The 17,993-nt window shown below is 68.7% G+C and carries 13 protein-coding genes and 1 pseudogene; 4 read left to right on the plus strand and 10 right to left on the minus strand.

Going from position 1 to position 17,993, the window contains the following annotated elements; translation table 11 throughout:
- Positions 1-52: 52 nt before the first annotated feature.
- Positions 53-1,339 carry an MFS transporter gene (locus OV208_RS07965; protein ID WP_267573231.1) on the plus strand — a complete coding sequence of 429 codons (1,287 nt, stop codon included), beginning with the start codon at positions 53-55 and terminating at the stop codon, positions 1,337-1,339.
- A gap of 5 nt (positions 1,340-1,344) precedes the next feature.
- Entirely contained in the window at positions 1,345-1,833 is a 489-nt protein-coding gene (locus OV208_RS07970; protein ID WP_267573232.1) for a GNAT family N-acetyltransferase, read from the plus strand.
- Between the two features lie 360 nt (positions 1,834-2,193).
- Here the strand turns inward: OV208_RS07970 and OV208_RS07975 are convergent, their stop codons facing one another.
- A complete protein-coding gene (locus OV208_RS07975) occupies positions 2,194-3,126 on the minus strand; it encodes a LysR family transcriptional regulator (protein ID WP_267573233.1) in 933 nt (310 codons plus the stop codon).
- 76 nt (positions 3,127-3,202) lie between these two features.
- Here OV208_RS07975 and pcaD point away from each other — a divergent pair, with 76 nt between their 5' ends.
- Entirely contained in the window at positions 3,203-4,009 is an 807-nt protein-coding gene (pcaD, locus tag OV208_RS07980) for a 3-oxoadipate enol-lactonase (protein ID WP_267573234.1), read from the plus strand.
- A 166-nt stretch (positions 4,010-4,175) separates the two neighbouring features.
- Here the strand turns inward: pcaD and OV208_RS07985 are convergent, their stop codons facing one another.
- From OV208_RS07985 to OV208_RS07995, 3 genes are all read right to left on the minus strand, one after another.
- The gene (locus OV208_RS07985) at positions 4,176-5,000 is read right to left on the minus strand and encodes an alpha/beta fold hydrolase (RefSeq protein ID WP_267573235.1); all 825 of its coding nucleotides are present in this window, start codon (positions 4,998-5,000) and stop codon (positions 4,176-4,178) included.
- A gap of 75 nt (positions 5,001-5,075) precedes the next feature.
- Entirely contained in the window at positions 5,076-5,714 is a 639-nt protein-coding gene (locus OV208_RS07990) for a glutathione S-transferase family protein (RefSeq protein ID WP_267573236.1), read from the minus strand.
- Positions 5,715-5,866: 152 nt separating this feature from the next.
- Positions 5,867-6,778 (minus strand): LysR substrate-binding domain-containing protein, encoded by a 912-nt coding sequence (locus tag OV208_RS07995; RefSeq protein WP_267573237.1) that lies wholly within the window; start codon positions 6,776-6,778, stop codon positions 5,867-5,869.
- Between the two features lie 114 nt (positions 6,779-6,892).
- On the opposite strand from OV208_RS07995, the gene OV208_RS08000 reads away from it, so the two are divergent.
- On the plus strand, positions 6,893-8,833 hold the full coding sequence (locus OV208_RS08000; RefSeq protein WP_267573238.1) for a M61 family metallopeptidase: 1,941 nt from the start codon (positions 6,893-6,895) through the stop codon (positions 8,831-8,833).
- A gap of 102 nt (positions 8,834-8,935) precedes the next feature.
- Here OV208_RS08000 and OV208_RS08005 read toward each other — a convergent pair whose 3' ends face one another.
- The 6 genes and pseudogenes from OV208_RS08005 to OV208_RS08030 all read right to left on the minus strand — a co-directional run bounded on the left by OV208_RS08005 (position 8,936) and on the right by OV208_RS08030 (position 17,898).
- Positions 8,936-9,379 (minus strand): imm11 family protein, encoded by a 444-nt coding sequence (locus OV208_RS08005; protein ID WP_267573239.1) that lies wholly within the window; start codon positions 9,377-9,379, stop codon positions 8,936-8,938.
- Between the two features lie 139 nt (positions 9,380-9,518).
- Positions 9,519-10,818, minus strand: a pseudogene (locus tag OV208_RS08010) (AHH domain-containing protein).
- A gap of 140 nt (positions 10,819-10,958) precedes the next feature.
- Entirely contained in the window at positions 10,959-12,191 is a 1,233-nt protein-coding gene (locus OV208_RS08015; RefSeq protein WP_267573240.1) for an HlyD family secretion protein, read from the minus strand.
- A 3-nt stretch (positions 12,192-12,194) separates the two neighbouring features.
- Positions 12,195-13,793 (minus strand): DHA2 family efflux MFS transporter permease subunit, encoded by a 1,599-nt coding sequence (locus OV208_RS08020; RefSeq protein WP_267573241.1) that lies wholly within the window; start codon positions 13,791-13,793, stop codon positions 12,195-12,197.
- A 4-nt stretch (positions 13,794-13,797) separates the two neighbouring features.
- Entirely contained in the window at positions 13,798-14,424 is a 627-nt protein-coding gene (locus OV208_RS08025; RefSeq protein ID WP_267573242.1) for a TetR/AcrR family transcriptional regulator, read from the minus strand.
- Positions 14,425-14,622: 198 nt separating this feature from the next.
- A complete protein-coding gene (locus tag OV208_RS08030) occupies positions 14,623-17,898 on the minus strand; it encodes a C45 family autoproteolytic acyltransferase/hydolase (protein WP_267573243.1) in 3,276 nt (1,091 codons plus the stop codon).
- Positions 17,899-17,993 lie beyond the last annotated feature (95 nt).

The following is a 17,993-nucleotide window of genomic DNA, read 5'->3' on the forward strand; positions in this document are numbered from 1 at the left end:
CGGAGCTGTCTAGAATCCCACCCTCCGCCGTTCCCACCCCCGAGCGTTGCCCTTGATTGAACCCGAGACGGCCCTTCCGGCCACGGCGCCGGCCGCCGAAGAGCGTTGGTCGTGGCCTCCCCTGTTCGGCCTGCTGGAGGTGCAGTTCGGCGCCGCCGTGGGCTTCCTGCAGACGGCGGTGCCGTACTGGCTGGCGAAGGATGGGATGCCGCTGGCGCAGATTGGCGTGCTGTCGGGCACGGCGTTCTCGCCGCACGCGTGGAAGCTGTTGTGGGTGCCGCTCATCGACCTGGGGCCGTGGCGCCGGGTCTGGTACGGCGTGAGCACGCTGCTCACCGCGATGCTCATCCTGGCCTGCGCGCTCTTGCCGGAGCCCGCGCGACACCTGGGCGTCTTCACGTTGCTGCTGACCGCGTTGCAGGCGGCGGCGACGACGGCGCACGCGGCGCTCAACGGGCTGATGGCCACGACGTCGAAGCTGGAGGACAAGGGGCGCACGGCCGGCTGGCAGATGGCGGGCAACGTGGGTTCCACGGCGCTGCTGGGCGCGCTGGCCATCTTCCTCGCGAGCCAGTTCTCCCGGCAGGTGGCAGGCATCGTGCTGGCCACGCTGGTGCTGGCGAGCGGCGTGGGCATCTTCTGGATCACCGAACGGCATGACCCGTCCACGGTGCCCACAGGGCCGCTGTTCAAGGCCGCGTGGGAGCGGGTGAAGGGCATCGTGGTGGACCTGGCGAAGACGGCCTTCAGCCGCGAGGGCATCATCCTGCTGGTGCTGTGTCTGGCGCCGGTGGCCTGCGGCGCGCTCTCCAACCTGTTCAGCGCGATGGCCCACGACTACCAGGTGCCGGAGCACACGGTGGAGTTGGTGAACGGCCTGGGCATGGGCGTCATGGGCGCCGCGGGGTCGCTCCTGGGTGGCTGGCTGTCGGACCGGATGAACCGCAAGCTCGCGTACGCGCTGGCGGGGGCGGCCACGGGCCTGTGCGCGTTCGCGATGGCGGCGGCGCCGATGACGACGACCACGTACATCTGGGGCACGCTCGCGTACAGCTTCGCCAACGGCGCGGGCTTCGCGGCCTTCGCGGGCATGGTGCTGGAGATGGTGAGCGACGGCGCGGCGGTGACGACGAAGTACTCGCTGTTCGTCGCGGCCTCCAACTTCGCCATCAGCTACACCACCGCGCTGGACGGACACGCGTCCGCGTTCCGGGGCATCGGCACGCGCGCGAGCATCGCGGCGGACGGCCTCATCACCTTCGGCGGCATCAGCATCGTCGTGATCATCTTCGCGCTCTTCCTGCGCAAGAAGCCCTCGGCCCCCGCCGCCACCGCGTGAGTCCCATGTCCCCTGCTCCCTCCACCGTCGAGATCGTCACCTGGCGGGAAGCCTTCCGCGCGGACTTCGAGCGCCTCAACCGGCAGTGGATTGAGAAGGACTTCCACATCGAGGGCTCGGACCTGGCCTCGCTCACGGACCCCCACGGCACCTTCGTGGCCCCGGGCGGCGAGGTGCTCTTCGCGCTCGTGGACGGGCGGGTGCTGGGCACGTGCGCGCTGCGCAAGGCGGACGGCGACACGTATGAGCTGTGCAAGATGGCGGTGGCCCCGGAAGCCAGGGGCCGGGACCTGGGCGACGCGTTGATGCGCGCCGCGCTGACCACGGCCCGCGAGCGGGGCGCCCGGCGGATGTACCTGGTGACGAACAGCGCGCTCGCGCCCGCGCTGGGCCTGTACCGCAAGCATGGCTTCGTCACCACGCGCAGCGGCCCGGAGCTGACGGCCGCGACGGGCTATTCGCGCGCGGACGTGGAGATGGTCGTCGACCTGTGAGGGCATGAAGAAGGCGCCGCGCCCCTGGATGGAGCGCGGCGCCTCCCATCCCGCTTCGACCCTGACGACTTCGTGTGCACCGTGACGCCAGTGGACAGGCTGTGAGGTGCACGAGATTCGCGTGCCCATGGGCGCCACATCCGCCGAGGCGTTCCGCGGGACGGGCGAGGAGTTCGAGTCCGCGTGGAGCGCGGTGCATGACGCCGTCCTGCGCGCTCTGGATGACGGGCGCATCCGCGTCCGATAGCGGGCCGGTCTCGGTGCGTGGCGGGAGGTGATGGCGGGCCGGCGCCGCGCTCCCGTGGGTAGAGCTTTCGTGCACCGGTAGCGTCGGCGCACCCGGCCTCGACGGCGCGCCCGTCAGCCTCCCTTCGCCCGGGGCATGCGTCCCAGCACGGGCCGCAGCACCGGTGCATGGCGAGCCAGAAAGCCCCACAGCCGGCTGGCGACCGGCCCGTGCGGCCGGTCACGCCGGCGCGCTGCCACGAGCTCCTCGATGACGCCGGGAAAGTGCCGTCCGGCAATGGACCGCAGGCGTCCGTCCCGCAGCTCGGCCTCGATCATGAACCGCGGCAGATGCCCCCACGCCATGCCGTGCAGGATCAATTCCTTCTTCATGAGGTGGTCCGGCGCGGAACACTGAGGCGCGCCTTCGACCAGGAAGTGGCCCTGTTCGGGAGGATGCCGCGCCGAGTCCCGGAGCACGCACTGGGTGAAGGCTTGCATCTGCTGCGGCGTGATGGCGGTCTTCGGCTGGAAGGGAAGGAAACCCGGCGCCACCACCGGCACGAGCGCGACTCGGCCCAAATCCATCCACTCCATCCGTACGTCGCTCTTGGGAACACGGTGCACGATGAGGTCGGCCTCGTCCTCCATCAGCCGCTCCCATGGGCCGCTCACCGCCTCGAACCGCAGATGCAGCCGCGTCTGCGGACATTGCGCGAAGAAGCGGCTGAGCAGCGCCAGCACCGGCGGCAGCGGGCACAGGTCCCCGAGCACCACGCGCAGCTCGGCCTCCTCGCCCATCGCGAGCTGCTGGGCATGCGTGCTCAGCGCTTCGGCCTCGCGCAGCAAGGTGAGGGCCTTGCGATGGAAGGCCCGCCCGGCCTCGGTGAGGCGCACGCGATAGCCCGAACGGTCCAACAGGCTCAGGCCCAGCTGCTGTTCCAGCTTGGCCACCGCCGCGAACACCGACGGATGCGAGCGGTGCATCCGCTCGGCCGCGGCCTGGAAGCTTCCGCCGCCCACGACGGCGTCGAAGCACTGCAACTCATGAAGTGTGAAGCCGGTCATTGTCGGAGAAAACTACAGGCTCATCTCAAACTTTGTAATGTCTCTCCGGCCGCCCGGCTCCTATGGATGAGCCCATATGGAATCCCAGCCCCCCTCCTTCATCACCACCGGCGATGGCGTGCGCATCGCCTACCGCTTCGACGGCGCGCTACAGAAGCCGGTGTTGTTGCTCTCGAACTCCATCGGAACCAACCTCCACATGTGGGACGCCCAGGTGCCGGCGCTCACCGAGCACTTCCGGCTGCTGCGCTACGACGCGCGCGGCCACGGCGCCTCCGGCGTCCCTACCGGTCCGTACTCGCTGGACCGGCTGGGGCGCGACGGGGTGGAGCTGCTGGACGCGTTGGGCCTGCAGCGGGTGCACGTGCTGGGCCTGTCCCTCGGCGGATTCGTCGCGCAGTGGCTGGGGATTCATGCGCCGGAGCGCGTCGACCGCCTGGTGCTGGCCAACACCGCCGCGTACCTCGGCCCGGCGCAGCAATGGGACCGCGCGATTGCGGAGCTTCTGGCGGCCCCCGACATGCGGGCCACCACGGAGATGTTCCTGCGCAACTGGTTCCCGGCCGCCATGCTTGAGGCGAACGACGAGGTCGTCGAGCCGTTCCGCCGCACGCTGCTCGCCACGCGGCGCGAGGGCGTGGCCGGAAGCTGGGCCGCGGTGCGCGACGCGGACCTGCGCCGCACCCTCACGCGGATTCGCAGCCCGACGCTGGTCATCGCAGGCGAGCACGACACCGTCACCTCCGCCCGCCATGGCGAAGAGATTGCCTCCGCCATTCCCGGCGCGCGGCTTGAGGTCCTGCCCGCTGTACACCTGTCGAACATCGAACGGCCGGCGGAGTTCCTGAAGGCCGTGGTGGGCTTCCTCGGCCCACACGTCTGACAACACGGGGCACAGCTTCAGCGGCCCTCGGGACATCTCGACGAGTTCGGGCGCCGTGCTGGGCGCGCCACTCATGTCGAGTTCGAGGCGCGCGTCGAGCACGGCGGCACGAGCGTCCGGACGAGGCCTGAGGCCCGACGAGACGAGCGCGCCGAGACGCCTGGCTTTAGCCGACGAGCCGGCGGCTGAAGTCGGCGAAGGCCGCGCGCACCGCGCCCGGGTTCTCGATCCAGGGGAAGTGGCCAGCGCCCGGGATGGAGCGCTCGATGACGTTCGGCGTGCAATACCGCGGCGCGTCCCAGCCGCCCTGCCAGACGATGCGGTCTTGCGCCCCCGCAAGACGCAGGATCGGGATGTCCGTCGGCCACCAGCGGGCAGCATAGACGTGGTCGAAGTGGGCGTCCGACCAATCGACGGCGGCGCTGTTGTAGGGCATGCGCGCGAGGAGCTCGCGGCCGGCCTGCAGGCCGGCAGGCGTGAAGTTCCAGGGCGCGGACGCCACGGTGAGGGCCGTGATGTTGGCGTCGCGCCGGTCGGCCTCGTACACGGCCGTGGCAGCCTCGACCTCCGGTAGCGGCGAGGCGCGGGCCATCTCGACGTAGCGCGCATGCCAGCTGGCGTCCGGCGCCGTGTCGAGCAGCGCCAGCCCTTTCAGGTGCGGCGCGAGCTCCGGCGTGGCGAGAAGGTACATTCCGCCGGTCGAATGGCCGACGAAGACGGGATCGGGGACCGCCTGCGCCGCCTCGACGACCACCGTGGGCCAGACCTCGAAGACGTCGGCCGGCGCGCCGGGCGGCGAGCGGTTGGAGCCGTCCCCCGGCAGGTCGACCAGCCAGATCGCGCCCGGAACCTCGAGCGCGGCGGCGAGTTCCTCCAGGCTTTCCGACCCGATCCCCGGACCGCCGGGGAGCAGCAGCCAGTTCAGGCCGCCCGGCCGTTCGGAATGCCGGCGAAGACGGACGCCGGAGCGCGTGAACCTTGTCTCGGTCATGAGCCAGCCAGCTACCAGATTGCGCGCAGCAAGGGCGAGCGGATCTGCACGCGACCGGCGCGGGGCGCCCTGCTCTCAGGCCGCTTCGACGCGGTCGCAGTAGGCGTCGAACGTCTTCTTCCAAGCCGGTCGCGCGATGCAGCGCTTCTGGAATGCGAGCACGTTTGGATGGTCCTTGACGACACTCTCGTCGGTGCCGGCGCCCAGCACATGCGTCATCAAGAGGTCCGCGATGGTGAACTCGTCGGTCGCGACGAACTCTCTGCCCGCGAGCCAGCCGTCGAGCTGCTTCAGGCGCATGTCCCCCCACTGGTGAAGCGCATCGCTCGCCTTGGTGCCCTTGCCGCCGTTCAGGTCGACGAACCACGCGGTCAGGATCGGGACTTCGATCGTGTTCAGCGCCGCGACGCACCAGCGCAGCACCTGCGCTTCGCTGGCGAGGTCGCGCGGCATCAGCTTGCCGCTCTTGCGGGCAAGGTAGAGCAGGATCGCGCCCGACTCGGTGACGACCACGCCGTCGTCGTCGATCACCGGAATCTGTCCGAACGGGTTGAGCGCGCGATACGCGGGCGTATCGAGGTCGTGCTGCGGATGATCCATCCCCACGACCTCGTACGGCAGACCCATCTCCTCCAGCGCCCACAGCACGCGCAGGTCGCGGGTCTTGCCGCGGGCCATCTTGTTCACTCGGGAGAAGCCGTAGACCTTGAGCATGCGCGCATCCTACTTCGCGCGCAGGGTATTGGCGTACGTGACAGGACCCAGCCGGGTGCGCTCCCTTCTGGAGCACCTGGGACTGCCCAGCGTGTGCCCAGAGGGGGCTGCACGGCCTCCCCACCGGCCTGGCGCACAGCCTGGGGGCCCCGTCAGCCCCCGCCGCGCGGCCGCGCCCGCCGGGGTGTCGTCAGTTCCTGCGCGAGCGCTTCACGCAGGATGCCCGCCAGTTGGGCCACGGTCTTGCTCGGCTCCCGTTCGGCCCTGAGCAGGTGCACCGGAATGCTTCCGAGCGCGGGCAGGCCTGAGGCGCCGGGCTCCAGCACGGCCAGCGTCTTCGGCAGGCCGAAGGCCGTTCGCAGCGTCACGCCAAGCCCCGCCTCGGCCGCCGCCCACAGGCCCGCGAGGCTCGGGCTCGCGAACGCGATCCGCCAGGCGAGCCCCTTCCGGTCCAAGGCGGTCGTGCAGGCCTCCCGGAACACGCAGGGCGCTTCGAAGGCGATGAGCGGCAGCGGCTGGCCGCGGCTTCCAGTCACCTGCCAGCCAGGCTGACCAATCCACACGAGCGGCAGCTCAGCGATGCGCTCACTGCAGCCGCGAGCCCCACCGCTCCAAGCAAGCGCGAGGTCCAGCTTGCCGCTCATGACGTGGTTGACGAGGTGGGCGTTGCGCTCGGTGCGCACCTCGATGCGCACCGCCGGATGCGCGCGCGCGAAGGTGCTTAGCACCCGGGGCAGCCACGTTTCGGCGAAGTCCTGCGGCAACCCCAGGCGGACCTCGCCCTCCAATTCGCTGCCTCGCAAGCTGTCCACGGTCTGATCATTCAGTTCGAGGATCCGCCGCGCGCAGCCCAGCAGCACCTCTCCCGCCTCGGTCAGGACCAGCCCACGCCCGGAGCGTTCGACCAGCGCGCGGCCCACCTGCTCCTCCAGCTTGCGCAGCTGGGAACTCACCGCTGACGGAGAACGGCCCACCCGTGCGGCGGCCCGGGCGAAGCTGCCCAGCTCGAAGGCCGTCACGAACGTCCGCAAGACATCCATGTCCAGATTGATCCGGGGGAGCATCGTTCGATTTCCTCGAACCCAGGCTTCCAGACTTCGGAATTTTCGGCAAGACGGGTCCGGGATACGACGCGGATCATGCCGGCCTCTCCCGCCCATCCTCGAAGCGTCAGGGTCATGCCATGCGTTGTCGCCGCGGTGGCCGTCTGGATGGTTTCGACGGCGGCGCACGCTCAGGCACCCTCCGCATCCCAGTCCTGGCCGCTGCCCCAACCCGCGCCCATGCCGCCGCCCATCGAGGCGCCGCGTGACACGCCCTTCCCCGGCACCATCCGCTTGCACGTCGACGCCACCGACACGGCGCGCGGTCTCTTCCGCGTCAAGCAAACCCTCCCGGTCGCTCCCGGAAAGCGGCTGACGCTGTTGTTCCCGCAGTGGCTTCCTGGGGACCATGGGCCCACCGGTCAGTTGGAAGGACTCGCGGGGCTGAAGGTCCAGGCCGGAAAGAGAGTCATTGCCTGGACCCGCGACGCCGTCCAGGTCGCGGCCTTCCACATCGACATCCCCGCTGGCGTGACGTCCATCGACGTGCACTCCCAGTTCCTTGGCGCCACGGAGCCGCGCGTGGGCCCGGTGGTGGCCACGTCCACGATGCTCGACCTGCAATGGCACAGTCTGGTGCTGTATCCCGCGGGCCATTACGCCCGGCGCATCACCTATGTGGCCAGCGTGAAGCTGCCGCCCACCTGGGAGTTCGCCTCGCCGCTGACCGTCGCCCAACGGGATGGCGGTGAGGTCCGGTTCCAGCCGGTGACGCTGGACACGCTGGTCGACTCACCTGTGATTGCCGGCCGTGCCTTCAAGCGCATCCTGTTGAGCGACGCTCCCGTCCCGGTCCACGTGAACATCGTCGCCGACGACGCCACGGGGCTTGAACCGCCTCCCGAATTCGTCCAGGGCTACCAAGCGCTCGTGCAACAGGCCTACCGGCTCTTCGGCTCGCAACACTACGACCATTACGACCTGATGGTCTGGCTGGCGGACGGCTTCGGCCCCAGCTACTTCGAACACCTCCGCTCGGGTGAGAACGCCCTGCCCGCCGACTTCTTCACGACCTGGAAGGACAGGCCCGAGCGCCGTGGACATCTGGCGCATGGGTTCGTCCATTCGTGGAACGGCCTGTTCCGCCGCCCCGCGGAGATGTGGACGCCGGACTTCAACACGCCGGAGCGCGACTCATTGCTCTGGGTCTTCGAGGGATTGACGTCCTACTGGCAGGACGTGCTCACCACCCGGGCGGGGTTGTGGACGCGGCAGGACGCGCTCGACGACTGGGCCGCGACCGCGGCGGCCATGGCCAGCCGCCCCGGCCGGAGCTGGCGCCCGCTCCAGGACGTGACAAACGACGCCGTCGTGCAGCGCCGCAAGCCGCTCTCCTGGCGGGGCTGGCAGCGCGACATGTTCGATGCCTACTCCGAAGGCGCCTTGATCTGGCTGGAGGCCGACACGCTGCTCCGGGAGCGCAGTGGCGGCCGCAAGTCGCTGGATGACTTCGCTCGCGCGTTCTTCGGCGTACGCGCGGGCAGCCAGGTGACGATGACGTACGCGCTGGAAGACATCGTCACCACGCTCAATGACATCCTGCCCCATGACTGGTCAGGCTTCTTCCGCTCCCGGATTGAAGCGACGCGCGACGCTCCGCCCCTGGGTGGAATCACGCAAGGCGGTTACACGCTCTCCTGGAGCGAGGAACCCACGGACGCCGTCCGGCGGGCCGAGGCGGCGAGCGGGAACGTGGACCTCGGCGACTCCCTCGGCATGACGCTCGCGAAGGACGGCAAGGTGCTCCGGGTGGATTGGGAGAGGCCTGCCTTCAAGGTGGGCCTGCTGCCCGGCGCGGTGGTGACGGCCGTGAACGGGAGCCCCTACGACGCGCAACGACTGAAGGATGCCGTCAAGGCCACCGCGCACCAGGAGCCCTTGCGGCTCTCCTGGCGCCAGGGCACGGCCACCCGTTCCGCCCTCATTCCCTGGCATGAGGGGTTGCGCTACCCCCGGCTGCGGCGGGTCGAGGGCACACCGGCGATCCTGGATGAAATCCTGGAGCCACGCGACTGACACCCCTGCCCGCGGGTCATGCATGTACCGCTGGCATCTGAAGGATGGCGCGCGTCAGCCGAGGCGACAACCTCCCTGACACAGGGGGGCTCACTGCTCATCTTATTCCCCATTGGGCGCCGTCACCTGCTCGAACGACACGCCCAGGTTCCCGACCTTTTCGAGGGCTGCTTTGACGTCGTCCGACACGACGAACGCTGTCTTGAACTTCTTCAGCCGAAAGACGCGGGCGCCCTCGGTCTTCGAGGGGTCGATTCGCAGGCCGTAGATCCAGCGGTACTCGCCCTCATATTCAGGAAAGGAGTTCTCGGGGTAGTGCTGCACTTCTTGGCATCGCGCTTCGTCGATGCAATCCATCACCCTGGTTGCATTGACGACGAAGTACGGCTCGGATTCCCGTTCAATCGACACTGGAAGAAGCTGCACATCGTCGGGAGCAAGGGTTCTGAAGACGTTCGCGACGGCTGCGCTGACGATGGGGGCCTGCTCTATCCCAGACAACACAAATGCGCGCCTCTCACCAGGATGTGAAATCTGGACCTCCATGGGTCCAGGATCTGGGAGCACACGACCCTCCGCGAACATCCAAGGCTCTTCGAACGCGCCACCGCCAGCAGGCACAGGAGTCCTGACCACCCACTGCGGCACGTCAGCAATACCTACCCAGTAAAAGTGAAGCGCCACCTCACCCCTCCATCTTCACGATGAGATTCCGCAACGGGGAGCCCGGCGTCAGAAGCTCCTTGGCAATCCTCGCAAGCTCCTCCATCAAATTGGCCCGACAGTTCTCAGTCGTCCGACATCGCGCGACTGCACGCTCAAGACGAACCACCACTGCGTTGTGATACTTCTCGGGGTGCGGTCCTTCATGACCATTGAGCCTCACCTTGTTTGAAGCGCTTTCGAGTGTCATCCCGGCCTTCTTGAAGACATCCTCGCATCTCGGTGTCCACGGACCACCTGTGACAGCCGAAATCAGGTTCTTGTTCGTGCAGATGTGGTGAATGGGCCCTTCGGCATCGCCCGGAATACCGTTCGAGTACATCGCCACGGCAGCGGTAGCCCCTGGAGCCAGCACCACATTCAGCACACCCGCAGCGGGCATCGCGATGGAAGTCACGCCACCATTCAGTGCCGCCCCGAGTTGGAATCCCGCTTCGGCCTGTACGCGAAGGGCGGCCTGGGAGAAACCGGGGAGCCTGGGTCCCTGGGCCGCCATCGCACTCTTTCCGCCCAAGGCCGCCGTGACGAGCAGCACCAGGACGCGCGTACCGTTCGTGCCGAGCGTCTTGCCGAACCGGTGCCCTATGTCCTGCAACTCGATGACACTCGTGGCCCTCTCTGCGTCGTCCCACAGTCTCACGAAGCCGCGACCCATTTCCCAGACCGGCACGACACCGAGGTACGCCACCATCGCTGCCGTCAGGGCTACCGCGAGGAGCTTGGTGACCGGCTCGGGAATGGCCATCGTGAGAAGCACGGTCAGCGCCGCCGACGTCACCATGGCCCTCAGCGCAACCGGGTTCAGCACCTTCCCGACTTCCGCCTCGACACTCCCCCACACAGTATCGAGCGCGAAGGACAGCGCCATGAGCGTCCGGTCCTTCCGCGAGAACGTCAGCCCCGTCCCGCCCACCAGGGTCAGGCAGTCATTTGGATCGGGACAGATGGGCGCGTACAACGCCTCGGGGGTACCCTCCGCCCCCGAATCCGCGAGGCCCTTCGACGATGCAAGCAGCGTCCTGGACCGGGCCCATCCACGTCGGTCCGCCGCATCCGTTTCGCGGAAGGCAACATCCATGCGCAGGTCCAGGATGAGCTGTGTGAGGGCCGACTTGAACTCGTCCTCGCCCAACTGAACTGGATCAACATCCACCGACTCGTGGACCACCTGCCTGCCGTCTCCCGCATCGAGATGGACGACGCGAGCGGTCGCGCATCCCCCCCGCGAACAGAAACAACGCCACAACTCCGACGAAACGCACAGGGCCTCCCAAAGCCGGACCCACTGGCAATCAGGTGGCGCGGCATCCTGCCCCTTTGGGTTTTCCGCCTTCAAGGACATCCTTGGCGTCCAAGGATGTAGGCCTTGAAGGAACGCGGCGCCATTCTCGTGCGGCTTCGACTACTTCGTGTGCACCGTGACGCCAGCGGACAGGCCGGCGCGCAGGGTCAGGCCCTCCGGCGGGTGCACCCAGGTGATGCGCACGGGCACGCGCTGCACCACCTTCACGAAGTTGCCGGACGCGTTGTCGGGGGGCATCAGCGAGAAGCGCGAACCGGTGCCGCCGGACAGGCTCTCCACCCGGCCCTCCAGCTTCTCCCCGGAGAAGGCATCCAGCTCCACCTCCACGCGCTGGCCCGCGTGCATGTGGCCCACCTGCGTCTCCTTGAAGTTGGCCACAACGTAGGTGGTGAGCGGCACCAGCTCCGCGACCGCCTGCCCTGGCGTGAGCAGCTGTCCCGCGTGCACGGACAGCTTGGACACCTGGCCGTCCGCCGGGGCGACGATGCGCGTGTCCTCCAACTGGAGCTTCGCCTGGTCAAGGGCTGCCTCCGCGCCCTTCACCCGCGCGTGCGCCAGCGACGCATTGGCCTGGGCGGCGGCGATCTTCTCGTCGATGGGAGCGCTCACGTCCAACTGGCCCTGAGCCTCCGCGACCTTGCTCTCCGCGGTGCGCCGGCCTTCTTCCGCCAGGGTGAGCTGCGCGCGGGCCCCTTCCAGCGCGGCCTGCGCGGTCTCGTTCCCTGTCTGCGCCTCATCGAGCGCGCTCTGCGCCACGACGTTCTGTTCGCGCAGGTTCTTGGCGCGCTCCAGATCCAACGTCGCCTTCCGAGCCTGCGCTTCGGCCCGGGAGACCGCCGCGCGAGCGGAGGCCACCTGCGCCTGGGCACTGCCCACCGCGGAGTTGCTGGTGATGACGAGCGCCTTCGCGCTGGACAGGCCACCCTTCGCCCCGGCCGCCGCCACGGTGGCCTGTGCGTCCGCCGCTACGGCCTGGGCGCGCGCGGACTCCAGCTCCGCCTCCGCCTGCTTCACCCGGGCCTCGTAGGGGCGCGGGTCGATTTGAAGGATGACGTCGCCCTGGTGCACGGTGGCGTTGTCCGCCACGGACACCTTCACCACCGGGCCGGACACGCGCGCGGACAGGGGCACCACGTCCGCCTCCACCTGCGCATCGTCGGTGGTCTCCTGCCCTGCGGTGAGCAGCTTGTAGCCGCCCAGGGACACCAGGATGACGGCCACCACGGCGCCCAGGATGAAGAAGCCCCGCTTGCCCCGCTTCGCCTGCGCCTCGGCGGAGGGCGCGGGCGCCGCTTCGGGGACGAGCTGGGGCGCGGTCGTTGTCGTTGCCATGGCTTAGATCTCCACGTCGATGTGGGGCTTCTCATGGGAGCCCCCGCCGCTGGGAGCGGCCTTGAGGAAGTAGATGAGCGGCAGCACCACCACGAACATCAGCGCCGCGAGGACGAACAGCTTGTCGAAGGCGAGCACCATGGCCTGCCGGTACACCGAGCCCGCCATCATCTGGAGGCTCGCCACCTTCGCGCCGGCGGCATCCAGGCCGTGCTGCATGAGCCCTTGCTGGGTGGCGGCCATGCGGCCCGCGACCTCCCACCGCTCCGGGTTCAGGTGCGCCGCGATGGAGGCCTTGGCCGTCACCGTGTAGCGCGACAGCAGCGTGGTGAAGATGGCCAGGCCCATGGAGCCGCCAATCTGTCGCAGCAGCGAATTGAGGCCGGTGGCGTCCGCCATGCGCTCGCGCGGGATGTTCGCGAGCGCCGTGGCGCTGAGCGGCACGAACATCAGGCTGAAGCCCACGCCCTGCAGCGCGATGGCGCTGATGATGTTCCCTGAGCCCGTGGCGAGCGAGAAGTGGCTCATCTCGAACGCGCCCAGGCCCGCGAACACGATGCCCGCCGCCACCAGCACCCGCGCCGGCACCTTGCCGTACAGCCGCCCGACGAAGGGCATCATCACCAGCATCACCAGCGTGCGGGGCATCAGCGCGAACCCGGACTGGGTGGCGGTGAAGCCCAGCAACTCCTGCATGAACACCGGCAAGAGGAACATGCTGGCCATGAGCACCGCGAACACCAGCGCGCTGAGCAGCGTGCCGGACGCGAACACAGGGTCTTTGAAGAGGCGCAGGTTCACCGCGGGCGCCACCGCCGTCAGCTCGCGGATGACGAAGGCGATGAGGCACGTGGCGGCGAACAGCGCGCAGAGGACGATGACGGGAGACTCGAACCAGTCATCCGCCTGCCCCTCCTCCAGGAAGTACTGGAGCGACGCGAGCCCCATGCACAGCAGCGTGATGCCGGACCAGTCCATGTGCTTGCGCTGGCGTTCGGCCTCCACGCGCGCGGTGGCGCGAAGCTGTTCGTCCTCCTGGACGAAGCGGGCCACCATGAAGAAGCCCAGGATGCCCACCGGCACGTTGATGAAGAAGATCCACGACCAGTGGAAGTTGTCGACGATGTAGCCGCCCAGCGTCGGTCCGATGGCCGGGCCCACCATGACGGCCATGGCGAAGATGGCCATCGCCGTGCCCTGCTCCTTGGGCGGGAACGTCTGGCGGAGGATGGCCTGTTCGGTGGGTTGGAGCGCGCCCGCGCCCAGGCCCTGGAGGAAGCGGAAGAGCACCAGGGTCGGCAGGTTCCACGCGAAGCCGCAGAGGAACGAGCCCGCGACGAAGAGCACCAGACACGCCAGGTACACGCGCTTCTGGCCGAACAGGCGGCCCAGGAAGCCCGTGAGCGGCATCACCATCACCGTGGCGATGACGAAGCCGGTGGTGGCCCAGGTGATCTCCTGCACGGTGGCGCCCACGGCGCCGCGAATCTGGGGCAGCGCCACGTTGACGATGGACGAGTCGATGGCGCCCATCAGCGTGCCGAACGTCACCGACAGCGTGACGAGCCACTTGTTCGGCAAGGCCTTGGGTGGGGTCGCCATGGCGCTAGACCTCGATTCCCTTCAGGAAGACGCGGAGGACTTCCTCCGCCCAGGCCGCGGCGGGAGGGTTCGCGCGGTCGCCCTCGCGCAGGCGGTCCAACGCGCCGCGCACCATGCCCACCAGGAGGGCCGGGTAGAACGCCCGGCCTTCCGCGCGCAGTTCCCCGGCCTTGATGCCCCGGTCGAGGATGGGCTCCAGCCGCCGGTTCAGCTCCGCGAGGGCGCGACTCTTGTTCTGGGTACGGTTCGCGTCCTCGGGAAGCTGCATCAGCAGGCGCACGTAGACGTCGTGCTCCGACACGTGGGCGAACACCGCCATCACGAAGGCGCGAAGCTGCACCCGGGCGGGCTGCCCCTGCACCTGGGCCAGGGCGGCATCCAGCCGCGCCAACAACGCCTCCCGGCGCTTCGCGCGCAGTGCCTCCAGCAGCGCCGCGCGGTCCGTGAAGTGGTTGTAGAGCGTCCCCACCGACACGCCTGCCTGCTCGGCGATGGACTCCATCTTCGCCGCGTGCAGGCCCTCCTGCGCGAACACCGTCGCGGCCGCCGACAGGATGGCGTCGGCGGTCGCCTCCTTCAGGCGGGAGCGCAGCTTCTTGACGGGCGCCTCAGATTTTGAATCTCGATTCATTTCCTGAAGAGAGATTTAACCTTCTCCGTCCAGGAGTCAAATCGGGGTGGCCGTGAAGGGGAAGGCAGCCGGGCGGGTGCCAGGCGGGACGCCAGATGGGAGGCGGCCCGCCGAGGAGCGGGCTGCCTGCGGACCGTCAGGGCGTCAGGCCCGGGTGGGAGCGCAGGGCGCCCACCCGGGAAGAAGCGGTCCTTCGACTCAGGGCGTGAGCATGCCCAGCTTGGGGGCGGGCAGCTCCACGGACAGCTCCTGCGTGAGGCTCTCCGTGGCGTGGAAGCCCTTGCCGCTCACCTCTCCGGAGCGGAACAGGGCCCAGCTCTGGAGGCCGCGCTGGAACGTGCGCGTCATGTGCCACAGCTCCAGGCCACTGTTGGCGACGAAGAGGTACAGCGTGCGCTTGGGGTTCCAGGGGTTGGGCAGCGCCACCGCGAGGCCATCATCCGCGCGGCCGTACGTCTTGCCCTGCCAGCGGAAGTAGCGCCGGCCCAGCTCCACCGGCAGCTTCTTCTCCGCCTGGAGCCGCGCGAGCAGCCCGTTGTCCTCCGCGCCACCGAACACGACGAGGTCGCGGTCCGCCAGCTCCGCGTCCGTCACCTCCGCGTCCGGCTTGAGCGGGGCCAGCTTCTCCGGCGACGCGTCCGCCAGTTGCTCGCGGTAGTTCAGCGCCAGCGTGCGCATGGACTCCACCTGACGGGCGGAGCCGTACACGAAGAGCAGCTTCTCCCAGTCGTCCAGCGTGTTGGCCAGGGTCTGGTAGCGCTCGCGGGCCACGGGGATGTCGTTGCCCACGTTGAACACCACGCGCACTGGCTTGTCCGCGACCTTCACGGTGAAGGTGTCACTTGCGCCCTTCACCTCCACGCGCTCCAGCGTGGCGCCCTTCTCCGTCTGCACCTCCACCAGCGTGGCGAACTGCCAGGGCTTGCCGGACTGCTCCACCTTCAGCGTCACCTCGTAGCCCTCCTTCGCCTTCTGGGCGCGAGAGGTGAGGCGCGGCGCCGGCAGACCCTCACGCGCCACCCACTGGTTCACGAGCGGCGCCACGTCCCGGCCCGCCGCCTCCGACGCTGTCTTGATGAAGTCCTGGGTGGACAGCTTCTTGTTCGCGAACTTCGCGTGCACCGCGCCCATCACCTGCGCGAACTTCGCGTTGCCCAAGCTCAGCCGAAGTTGGTGCAGCAGGTACGTGCCCTTGATGCGAGGCACCGCGTACTGGCCGTAGCGCCCGTAGTCGGTGCGAGCGGCCGTGGGCACCACGTCCCCTTCGCGCGAGGACACATAGAGGTAGCGGGCATTGAGCTCCGCGAGCACATCGCGCTGCTGCTCGAAGGCCTTGGCCAGCGCGTCGTCCCCTTCCGGCAGGTCCTTGAGCTGGGTCCAGTACGCGGCCGAGCCGCTGACGAACCAGTTGTCCCCATCCGTGGCGGGGAACACGGTGTTGGCCCACAGCTTCTTCTCGTCGAAGGCGAGCGCATCCTTCACGCGGGCGAAGTCCTTCTTGGGCTTCTCCACCTTGGGCTCGGGCTTCTGCTTCGCCTTCGCGGCCTTGAGCTTGTCCGCCACGAGCACAGGGCTGAAGGCGGTGTAGCCCAGGGACAGGTGCGGCGTGGCGCCGGGCAGATCCGGAATCCAGCGGCTGCCCACCATCTTCTCGCGCAGCGTCGTCTTGCCGTAGTGGGCGAGGAACATCAGCTTCTCCGCCATCTCCGACGTGGTGACCTTGCCGTCACACGCGTGGGGGCGGTTGATGGGGCTGGTGGCGAGCATCCGCGTGGCGCTCTCCACGTCGAAGCCGGCCTTGCCGTACCGGGCATAGGCTTCCTGGAAGGCGATGTCGCGGTTCCAGGTGTTGAAGGCCAGGTCCACCGGGGCATTGCTCGCGTTGGGCACGGACTCCTTGCGCACCTCCGGGTCGCGGTTGTTGTTGTTGGCCCAGATGAAGTCCTTGAGGTTTCCGGGCGTGTCCGCCTGCTTGCCCTTGCTGCCGGTGCGCCACAGGCGCGTCTTGTTCGTGCCGAGCAGCAGGCACGCGCCCTCGTCCGTCTTGGTGTCCGCCAGCGTCCAGTCGTTGGTGTAGAGGCCGTTGTTGCGGTCCTTGAGGATGCGCTCCACGTCGTCGATGGACGACGCGTACTGCGCGGCCCGGCGGATGCGGTTGCTCTGCGGGGTGCCGTCGATGTTGAACGGCGTCTGGCCCACGGTCGTCTCACCGATGACGATGCCCGCGTCGTTGAGGAACCAGTCCGCGCCGCTGTGGATGCCGCCCGGGAAGGTCTGCATCACGAAGCGGTGGCCCTTCGTCGGCTGCACGTCCAGCACCACGTCCCAGTGGACGCCGGTGTAGCCGTTCCACATGAAGATCTGCCCCATGACGACGCGGCCGTCCTTCGTCGCGGACTTCGTGGCGACGAACGACGAGCAGTGGTCACCCTCCCCCGCCCGGCCGTTCTCGTCCTCGCCCTTGAGGAAGGTGCGACCGGACAGCGGGGACGCCGTCACGCGGTTGGCGTCCTCCAACTGGCCCAGGTCCACCGCGGAGTTGAGCGCGACGATGTCCAGCACATCCAGGTCGCGCTCCTTTCCATCCGGGCCCTTGAACTTCGCGCCGCCCACGTTGGCGCCGTCCGCGATGCCCTTCATCTCCTCCAGGAACTCCGCGTCGAAGCGGCGCAGGAAGAGCGAATCCGCGAGCAGGCGCACCTGCGCCCAGCCCTTGGCCGGATCCGCCTTGTCCTTCTGCACGCCCAGCTTCTCGATGTAGCGGACGATCTCCTGGGGCACGAGCTCACCGAACTGCCGGCCGCGCTCGTAGGGCTCGCCCTCGATGTGCACGTACACCCAGCCGCCGTCGTCGTACCGGAAGCCCTTGCCGGCCCAGCGCACGCTCTCCATGGGGACGTACGCGGTGATGTCATCCACCTCCTCCAGCTTCACGTCGTCGAACCACGCGGTGCCGGTGGCCTTGCCGTTGTGGCCCAGATGCGCCTGCACGCGGTCGGTGGACTGGGTGGCGAAGAACATCACCTGCACCCGGCCGCTCGCGTCCGCGCCCTGCGGCGGCGAGCAGTTGGTGAATGGGAAGCTCTGCATGGACAGACATGCGCCCAGCGCCGTGGGGTAGCGCGCCTGCGCATCCGCCTGCACGCCCTTGGTGCGCACCCACGCGCTCAGCCGGTAGAGCCTGCCTACCTGGAGCTTCACCGGCTCCGACTGCACGGTGGTCTCCGCGCCGCCCTGGGGGCTTTCGATGACGAGCCCCCGGCTTCCTTCCGCCTTCGCGTCGGTGCTGGTGGACACCTTGCCCTGGCCGGACGCGGACCAGCCATTGGGAAGGCCCGCGCTCGCGGTGGTTTCAAAGCCTGCGTTGGGGACGGAGATGGGCGCGGGGGCTGCCCACGCGGGGGCCGCGGCGCAGGCCAGCAACGTGGCGCCAAGCAGACGGGAGCGTTTCCACATCAGTCGGAGGTAGGGCATGGCTTGCGCATCCTGGGAAGTGGGGCGCGGCATCCTGTCATGCCGACCGCGAGCGTGCAGGCGGTGAATGACTCGCACCTGCCTGGCTGGCGTGA

Source organism: Corallococcus sp. bb12-1 (assembly GCF_026626765.1).
GTDB lineage: Bacteria > Myxococcota > Myxococcia > Myxococcales > Myxococcaceae > Corallococcus > Corallococcus terminator.

Excerpts from the sequence above, each read along its gene's own strand:
- OV208_RS07970 (WP_267573232.1), top strand. The coding sequence starts at position 1,345 with ATGTCCCCTGCTCCCTCCACCGTCGAGATCGTCACCTGGCGGGAAGCC.
- OV208_RS07975 (WP_267573233.1), bottom strand. The coding sequence starts at position 3,126 with ATGACCGGCTTCACACTTCATGAGTTGCAGTGCTTCGACGCCGTCGTG.
- pcaD (WP_267573234.1), top strand. The coding sequence starts at position 3,203 with ATGGAATCCCAGCCCCCCTCCTTCATCACCACCGGCGATGGCGTGCGC.
- OV208_RS07985 (WP_267573235.1), bottom strand. The coding sequence starts at position 5,000 with ATGACCGAGACAAGGTTCACGCGCTCCGGCGTCCGTCTTCGCCGGCAT.
- OV208_RS07990 (WP_267573236.1), bottom strand. The coding sequence starts at position 5,714 with ATGCTCAAGGTCTACGGCTTCTCCCGAGTGAACAAGATGGCCCGCGGC.
- OV208_RS07995 (WP_267573237.1), bottom strand. The coding sequence starts at position 6,778 with ATGCTCCCCCGGATCAATCTGGACATGGATGTCTTGCGGACGTTCGTG.
- OV208_RS08000 (WP_267573238.1), top strand. The coding sequence starts at position 6,893 with ATGCCATGCGTTGTCGCCGCGGTGGCCGTCTGGATGGTTTCGACGGCG.
- OV208_RS08005 (WP_267573239.1), bottom strand. The coding sequence starts at position 9,379 with ATGGAGGTCCAGATTTCACATCCTGGTGAGAGGCGCGCATTTGTGTTG.
- OV208_RS08015 (WP_267573240.1), bottom strand. The coding sequence starts at position 12,191 with ATGGCAACGACAACGACCGCGCCCCAGCTCGTCCCCGAAGCGGCGCCC.
- OV208_RS08020 (WP_267573241.1), bottom strand. The coding sequence starts at position 13,793 with ATGGCGACCCCACCCAAGGCCTTGCCGAACAAGTGGCTCGTCACGCTG.
- OV208_RS08025 (WP_267573242.1), bottom strand. The coding sequence starts at position 14,424 with ATGAATCGAGATTCAAAATCTGAGGCGCCCGTCAAGAAGCTGCGCTCC.
- OV208_RS08030 (WP_267573243.1), bottom strand. The coding sequence starts at position 17,898 with ATGCCCTACCTCCGACTGATGTGGAAACGCTCCCGTCTGCTTGGCGCC.